Raw genomic sequence first — 7,774 nt, 5'->3', positions numbered from 1 at the left:
ATATCGCCGATGCGACCCCGGTCGTCCCCGAACCGGACGGCCGGTGGGCGGGCACGGAAGACTCCGGTTCCCGGGAAACCGGGGGTGTGCGCGCCCGCCGCACGACAAAGTCCCCGACCTCCTCCGATCGGTGCCGGCCGGATCGGGGGGACGGGGCCGGTGGCGCCGTCGGCTTCGTCGGTGAACCACAGCGGTCCGGCGGCGAGGGCTCCGGGACGGGGCCGACTCCGAGACCGAACAGGGCCGACACCCCGACGAACCGCCCGGGCGGTCGCCCCTCCTGCGGTCCGAGCCGGATTCGGTCCGCCCGTCAGGCGTGCGCCGGCCGTCCCACCGGCGGGACGATCCGGGCCACCGCGTCGTCCGGGAGCGGCAGGGGCCGTTCCTCCGGCAGGAGGGCGGCGGCCTCCTCGCGCCGGCCGGCCCGCATCAGGTCGTGGATCTCCCGGGCCGGGGGCGTGACGTCCCGGATGCCGACGATCCACTCGTCGGCATAACGCCGGGCCGCCTCCGGGCCGAGGCCCACCTGCAATGAACGGTGCGGCAGAGGACGCAGGTCGAGGTCCCGTTCGGGGTCCCACTGCACCCGCACCGGTGAGGTCCGCACCGCCTCCCGCCACGCGGCGCGGTCCCCGTGCAGGCCGGGGATGTGGTGGGAGAGGCAGGCGTGACGCAGCGCCCACTCGAACCCCGACCGGCTGATCTCGATGGCGAGGACCACCCCCTGGTCCCGCTTCCGCCCCCAGCCGCAGCGGTACATCATCCAGAGGAAGGAGGGCTTGATCCAGGTCATCCGGTCCCGCTTCCAGGTCGCCGGGAAGGCAGCGTCACGGGCTGCCGGAAGGCCGATGTCCGGCGGGTAGGCCTGGTAGACCGTGACGGTCGCGTCGGTGTGGACGGCGCGGATCCGGTAGCGGGGTTCGGAGGTCGCGGCGTGGTCGGGGTTCGGGTTCACCGCCGCGAGTGTGCCGTCCGCTCCCCCGTCCCGCCACCGGATTACCGGACCGGGGGGCGACCGCGCCCCGCTTCTCACGGGGTGGGCGCGACGGGCAGGGGTTCGCGGGTCGGCGGGGAGGGGCGCCGGAAGCGGCGGCGGAACCGCAGGTGCAGCAGCAGACCGTACAGGACGGCGAACGCCGTCCACGCCACGTAGATGCCCGGCAGTCCCCACCCCAGGCGCACGCCCAGGTACCAGCCCAGCGGGATGAGGAGCAGGTAGTCCCCGGTGACCGAGGCGACCATGATCCAGCGGGTCTCCCCCGCCGCGCGCAGCATCGACCCCCGGGACATCGCCCAGGCCAACGGCACCATGCTCAACAGGGCCAACGGGGTCGTGGCCCAGGCCAGTTCGGCGACCGTCGGGTCGTCGACGACCAGGGAGTACGCCGGCCGGGCGAACACCAGTGCCACCAGGCCGCTCACCACCACCAAGCCGAGCAGCAGCCGCAGGCCGGTGCGGTGGCGCTCCAGGGCCCGGTCGGAGCGGTCGCCGCCGAGTTCCTGGCCCGCGAGCACGGTCAGCGCGGTCGCGGCGGAGCCCAGCAGGGTGAAGACGATCAGGGTGAGGGTGTCCACCAGCCGGTAGGCGGCGAGGTCGGCGGCGCCGATGCGGGCGGCGAAGCCGGTGAGCAGCGCCTCGTTGAGGTAGCCGATGCCCATGGTGCTCATCTCGGGCCATCCGATGCGCCACAGGCCACGCGCGACGGCCGGCACGTCCTCGGCGCCCGTGGTGTCCCGGGGCAGGCGGACCCGGCAGTACAGCAGCAGGTAGCCGGCGCCGACGAGGGTGGCGATCAGGGTGGAGAGCGCCGCTCCGGTGACGCCGAGTCCGGCCCGGAAGATCAGCAGCAGGCCGAGCGGCAGGTTGACCGCGTTGACCAGCAGGGCGTTGTACATGGTGACGCGGGTGGCCCCGATGCCGGCGCAGGCGCCCTGGAGGGTGAAGGTGACGGCGGCGGCCGGGACGGCCCAGGCGAGGATCCGCAGGTAGCCGGTGCCGGGGTCGATCACCTCGGCGGGGGCGCCGAGGACGGTGAGGATCGGGACGGCGGTCGCGTACAGCACGCCGCCGACGACCGAGCCGGCTAGGAGGGCGCCGAGCACGCCGACCCGGACGGTGCGGGCCAGGTCGGCCGTGCGGCCGGCGCCGTGGTGGTGCGCGACGCGCACCTGGACGGCACCGGCCCAGCCGCGCGCGATGATCAGCGCCACCAGGTACACCGGCGCGGACAACGCGAGCGCCCCGAGCCCCTCGGTGGACAACCGGGCGAGCAGCACGGTGTCCACGACGCTCACCGTGATCTGGGTCAGACCGGCGACGAGCAGCGGCAGGGCGAGGGCGATCATCGGGCGGAGACCGGGCCCGGCGGGTGCGGGCGGGCCGGAGTCGGACGCGGGGGTGCCGGCGGGGTCGTTCGCCCCGGGGTCGTTCACGGCATCGTTCACGGGGTGCTCACGGGTTTCTCGGGAGTTCTCTGCTTCTCGGGAGTGCGCGGGTGGGCGGGGATGCGCGGGTGGACCGGGGCGCACGGGCGTTCGGGGTTGCCGGGTGTTCCCGGCGCCCGGTCGGGAAGGAGTCGTGCCCGGAAGGGCTCGGGACGATCCGGGGGCCGAGGGCGGGACTCACAGCACGTCGCGGGCGACCTCCAGGAGCCCGGGGTCACGGTCCAGGAGGATGAGGGTGTCCACCCGGGACTCCTTCCAGGCCGCCAGGCGGTCCCGCATGGCGGGGGTCGGGCCGAGCAGGGCCACCTCGTCGAGGAACCGGTCGGGCACCGCCGCGACGGCCCCCGGCTTGTCCCCGCCGGCCATCCGGTCGCGGATGTCGCGGGCGGCGCCCTCGTACCCCATGGAGAGGGCGACATCGAAGTAGGTGTTGCGCCCGCCGGGGCCGACGGCGCCCAACAGGTGCGCGAACAGCGGGCGGAGCGCCTCGCGGCCCTCCTCGACCGTGTCGGCGTGCGCGACGTACGGGATGGGGCAGATCGCCACGTCCTCCGGCGCCCTCCCGGCGCGGGCGATGCCCTCGTCCAGCGGGGCGGTGAGCGCCTTCTCGTGCTCGGGCGCGTACAGGCCGCAGAGCCAGCCGTCGGCGATCTCCCCGGTGAGGGCGAGGTTGCGCGGGCCGATGGCCCCCAGATAGAGGGGGATGCGGGGGCGCAGCGGGGTCATCTCGGAGCGCACCGGGCGGGCCCGGCCGCTGGATCCCGGTCCTCGGTAGGGGAGTTGGTGGATCTCCCCGTCGTAGCGGACGCGCTCCTCGCGGGCGACGGCGGCCCGGACGATGTCCACGTACTCGCGGGTGCGGCGCAGCGGCCGGTCGTACGGTTGGCCGTGCCAGCCCTCGACGATCCACGGCACCGACAGGCCCAGGCCGAGGTGGAAGCGCCCGTTGGACAGTACGTCCAGGGTCATGGCCGTCATGGCGGTGGCGGCGGGGGTGCGGGCGGGGATCTGCATGACGGCGGTGCCCAGGGCGATCCGTTCGGTGCGGGCGGCGAGGTAACCGAGCACGCTCACCGCGTCGGGACCGTACTCCTCCACGCTCCACACCGAGTCGACGCCGATCCGCTCGGCGTGCTCGACGATCGGCAGGACCTGCTCGATGGGCTCTCCGCCGTAGCCCAGGGCGAGTCCGAGACGCATGGCGCGCTTCCTTTCCGGTGCGGGTGGGGTGCTGGTGGGACGCGGGGCGGGCCGGCACGGCGCGGGACCGGAAGCCGGGGTCGGGTCGGGTCAGGTCAGGTCGGGTCGGGTCGGGTCGGGTCGGGTCAGGAGAAGGGCAGCGGGTGGAGTACGGGCCCGTCCGGCGCGTCCCCCGACACCGCCCCCGGGTCGGTGGTGAAGCCGAGGAGCGGGAAGGCGGCGGGGGCGTTGCCGACCAGACCGGGGACGATGATCCGGGCGACGTGCCAGCCGTGCTCCCGGACCCGGGGCGTGGTGAGGTCCGCGGCGATGACCCGCAGGCCGTGGCGGCCCGTCAGGTCGAGGAGGGCGGGCAGGTCCGCGCCCACGGGTTCGCCGCCGGCGTCCGGCGTCGGTTCGAGCGCCGGGAGGGGCCGGCGCAGCCGGTCCAACCGGCCGTCCTGCACCACCGGGTCGAGGTGGAGTTGCAGGTGCAGGCGGACGTCGTTGACGTCCCTCAGGTCGGGGCGGAAGTCGAGGGCGTACCGGCGGTCGGCGCGGTGGGGCCGGAAGGGGCGGGGGTCCACCCGGCCGGCGCGCACCGCACGGTGGAACCCGCTGTCGACCTCCAGGAGTTCCAGCGACGCCTCGTGCGTACCGATCGCCTCGGTGAACGCCTTGGCCGCCGCCTCCACGCCGGTGGGCCGGCAGGCACTGCCGAAGGCCACGAGTCGGCGGGCGGGGTCCTCGATGAAGGCGGCGGCCACCACGACGCCCACCCGGCAGGGCACGCGCAGCAACCCGACCCGCAGTCCGGCGTCGGCGGCCTGTTCCAGGGCGAGGCGCAGGGCGACGGCTTCCGGATCGTCACCGGGCGGGGTGGCGTCGAAGAGCCGGTGGGCGGGGGCGCCGCCGATCCACCAGCGGGTGACGGCGTCGCGTTCCAGCACCTCGCGCAGGGCCGCGGCCCGGGCCCGGTCGGGGTCCGGGTCGGCGGCGGTGCCGGCGAGTGGCGGGTGGTGGACGGGGGGCTCGGGCCGGGTCGGGTTCCGGGGGCGGTTGACCCACACCAGGGAGGCCGGGACCAGGAGTTCGGCGTCCCGGCTCAGGTCGTGGCCGGTCGTCCAGGCGACGGGCAGGTCCCGACCGAAGGGCACGAACGGGAAGCCCCGGGCGGCGTACTGCTCCGGCGCGTACAGGGCCAGGTCGGCGGGGTCCAGGGCGGGGCGGCCGGCGCGGGTCAGGTGGTCATGGGAGCGGAGCGACTCGTCGGCACCGGTGCCGGCCCGGTCGGGGGTGGCGTTGCCGCACAGGCGCTCCACGGCCTCGCCGACGGCCGCGCGGCGGGAACGGTCCGGGTCCCCGAGGGCGGCGCCGCTCGTGGCGGGGTCCACGACGCCGGGACCGGGGACGAGGTGGGCGGTGTGCGAGACGCACAGCGGCACGGTCACCACCCGGGGGCGGTCGCGCACCACGCTCGTCACCACCCCGTCGGGGCCGATCACGGCCTCCACGGGATCGGGGGTCGGTGCGGGGTGAGGGGCCGGGTCGGGGGTGGTGGCGGTGGTTCGCCGTTCGGTCGTCGATCCCGCCGGTCCGGGGGTCGGGGGCACGGGCTCCACTCTCCTGATCGGGGGACGGGCCCGGGCGGGACGGCCGGGGCGACGGGGACGTGGAACGGCGGGGGCGGCCGGGCCGCCCCCGCCGGGTGATCAGCTCTCGTCCGTGGACTCGTCCTCGACGTCCGCGCGCCACTCGAACGGCGCGTCCACCGCGGGGGTGTGGGACTTGAGCCCGGCCTGCTGCTCCTCGGGCTCCTCGAAACCGTGGTGCGCCATGGGATTCCTCCTTCGATCGGCACCGGTCGCGAACGACGCGGAGGCTCCGGATACCTCGCACTGTCGCGAACCGGATGTACCTGCGAGTGAGTTGCGATGACGAACCTAGTGAGACCCCGGCGCGATTTCCACCCCTCCCGACGCGCATTCCGAAAAGCGGCCGGAATTCACCCACGGCGTGCCCCATCGCGTTCTCCCGAAGCACCCGTTGACGACGGGCGGCATCACCGGTCCAATGAGCAGTCGCCGCATTTGTCGCCCGGTGGAACGCGGTAGAAAAGACAGCAACTGCGCCGGCGGAAGGCCAGGTCCGGATCGGTGATCTCCCCGGTGCCCACCAGGGCCCCGGTGGCCAGGAGGCGGGTGACGAGGTCGGTGGCCGGTTCCCGCAGTTCCGGCCGGGCGGCCGTCAGCGCGCGCCCCGCCTCGACCAGGGCCGAGGCGGCGTTGCCGATCAGCAGCCGGGGCGCGACGCGCACCCGCAGCCCCGCCGCCATGGCCGCCAGGCGCTCCTCGACCACCAGGCGGTACAGCAGTTCGGCGGTCCCCGCCGGTTCCCTCGCCCACCATCCGGCCGGGGTCGGGAACCGCAGCGCCGGCCCGTCGTCGGCGCGCTGGAGGCGGGTCGGATCCGGCACCACACCGTGTGCGACGGCGCAGGCCAGCAGTGGTGACCACAGGCGGGCGGCGTGGCCGAGCTGGACCACCGAGGCGGCTACCCGGGGCTCGGTCGTGCCGTAGCGGCGGGCGCTGTCGGCGATCAGGTCGGTCGAGCCGGCGGCGTAGCTCTCCGCCACCGGGTGCCAGCCCTCGTCGGGACCGGCCAGGACGGGGGCGAAGAAGCCGCCGAGGGTCGCCGTGTCCGCCAGGGCGGCGGCGACCGTCGCGGGTGGGGCCTGCGCCGGGGAGGTCATGTCGGCGCTCTCCTTTCCGATCCGGCCGGTGGGGTCGTTTCCGGCCGTGTGGATGGTGTGGGGGCGGGTGGACACATCGGGGGCCGCGCGAGGGGCGGGGGAACCGGGAGGTCCGGGACGGGCGAACGGGACGGGAGCGGGCACCGGGATACGGGAACCACGCACGCCGAATTCCCGTGCCCGGAGCATCGGGGATGGCACCCCGCCACACCGGCAGGGAATTCCCCATGGGGTCACGGAAAAGCCGGCGGGAATTCCGGGCAGCCGGAATCACCCCTCCGCGCTTTCCACTCCGGCCCACTCGAATTCCCGATCGGGACCCCGGTGGGCCGATATTCGACACCCGGCGTTCGAGCCGCGCACGGGTCGGTCCGGTCGGGGGCCCGATGCCCGGCACCCGCCTCACCGGCCGACCGGCACGGGACCGGCACGGGACCGGCACGGGACCGGCACGGGACCGGCACGGTGTCGTCGCGCCCCGGAGGGCGCCCGGTCAGGGGGCTCTCGGTTCCACGGCGGCGTCCCACCCCCTCCCGGGTGCGGTGGGCAGCACCGTCACCTGCGGCACCCCGGTGCGCGGGTGCTCGGCGACCTCCGCCTCGACTCCGTAGACCCCGGCCAGCATCTCCGGGGTCAGCACCCGCGCCGGGGGGCCCTCGGCGACCGCCCGGCCGGCGTGCAGGACACAGATCCGGTCGCAGAAGGCGGCGGCGAGGTTGAGGTCGTGCAGCGCCACCACCGCCGTGACGCCGATCCGGCGCACCAGTCGCAGGGTGTCCAACTGGTGCCGCAGATCGAGGTGGTTGGTCGGCTCGTCGAGGATCATGGTGCCCGCCCGCTGGGCGAGCGCCCGGGCGATCAGCACCCGCTGCTTCTCGCCCCCCGACAGCCGGGAGAAGGGGGCCCGGGCCAGGTGCTCGACGCCCAGTTCCCGCAGCGAGGAGAGGATGATGTCGCGGTCCCGCGCGTCGTCCCCGGCGAAGGCCCGCTTGTGCGGGCTGCGGCCCATCGCCGCGACGTCGTGGACGGTCAACTCGAAGTCGCCGGCGGTCTCCTGGAGCACCGTGGCCAGCCGGCGGGCCAGCGCCTTCCCCGGCGTCGCCCACACGTCCGCGCCGTCCAGCAGCACCCGCCCGGAGGTGGGCCGCAGCGCCCGATACAGGGTTCTCAACAGGGTTGATTTTCCCGCTCCGTTGGGCCCGACCAGGCCCACCACCTCGCCCGGCGCCACGGCCAGCGAGACGCCGTCCACCAGATTCCGGCCGCGCACGGTCACCGTCACCTTCTCGATGTCCAGCGCGGCGGGCGCGTCGTCGATGTCACCGGCCGGACCGCCGGGGCCGCCGGGGCCCTCCGGAGGCTCGGCCGCCGGGTCCGTCCACCAGGGGGCGAGTCCGC

7 protein-coding genes are annotated in these 7,774 nt (G+C 75.2%); all 7 read right to left on the bottom strand.

Translation table 11 applies throughout. The features are described 5' to 3' along the window. Positions 1-310: 310 nt before the first annotated feature. Positions 311-955 (bottom strand): DUF4291 domain-containing protein, encoded by a 645-nt coding sequence (locus LZF96_RS06850; RefSeq protein WP_233867069.1) that lies wholly within the window; start codon positions 953-955, stop codon positions 311-313. 74 nt (positions 956-1,029) lie between these two features. Then, positions 1,030-2,445, bottom strand: a complete 1,416-nt coding sequence (locus LZF96_RS06845; RefSeq protein WP_233867067.1) for an MATE family efflux transporter — start codon at positions 2,443-2,445, stop codon at positions 1,030-1,032. 177 nt (positions 2,446-2,622) lie between these two features. Then, the gene (locus tag LZF96_RS06840; protein ID WP_233867064.1) at positions 2,623-3,645 is read right to left on the bottom strand and encodes an LLM class F420-dependent oxidoreductase; all 1,023 of its coding nucleotides are present in this window, start codon (positions 3,643-3,645) and stop codon (positions 2,623-2,625) included. Positions 3,646-3,770: 125 nt separating this feature from the next. Further along, positions 3,771-5,237: a YcaO-like family protein gene (locus tag LZF96_RS06835; protein ID WP_308294159.1), complete on the bottom strand. Its 1,467-nt coding sequence runs from the start codon at positions 5,235-5,237 to the stop codon at positions 3,771-3,773. 99 nt (positions 5,238-5,336) lie between these two features. Beyond that, entirely contained in the window at positions 5,337-5,462 is a 126-nt protein-coding gene (locus tag LZF96_RS26445; RefSeq protein ID WP_267133101.1) for a hypothetical protein, read from the bottom strand. 224 nt (positions 5,463-5,686) lie between these two features. Further along, on the bottom strand, positions 5,687-6,376 hold the full coding sequence (locus tag LZF96_RS06830) for a (2Fe-2S)-binding protein (protein ID WP_233867062.1): 690 nt from the start codon (positions 6,374-6,376) through the stop codon (positions 5,687-5,689). Between the two features lie 493 nt (positions 6,377-6,869). Continuing rightward, positions 6,870-7,694 (bottom strand): ABC transporter ATP-binding protein, encoded by an 825-nt coding sequence (locus LZF96_RS06825; RefSeq protein ID WP_233867134.1) that lies wholly within the window; start codon positions 7,692-7,694, stop codon positions 6,870-6,872. Positions 7,695-7,774: the final 80 nt, after the last annotated feature.

The sequence above is a fragment of the Streptomyces sp. ST2-7A genome, from assembly GCF_021390475.1.
GTDB lineage: Bacteria > Actinomycetota > Actinomycetes > Streptomycetales > Streptomycetaceae > Streptomyces.
This window is presented reverse-complemented; position numbering and strand designations above follow the sequence as displayed.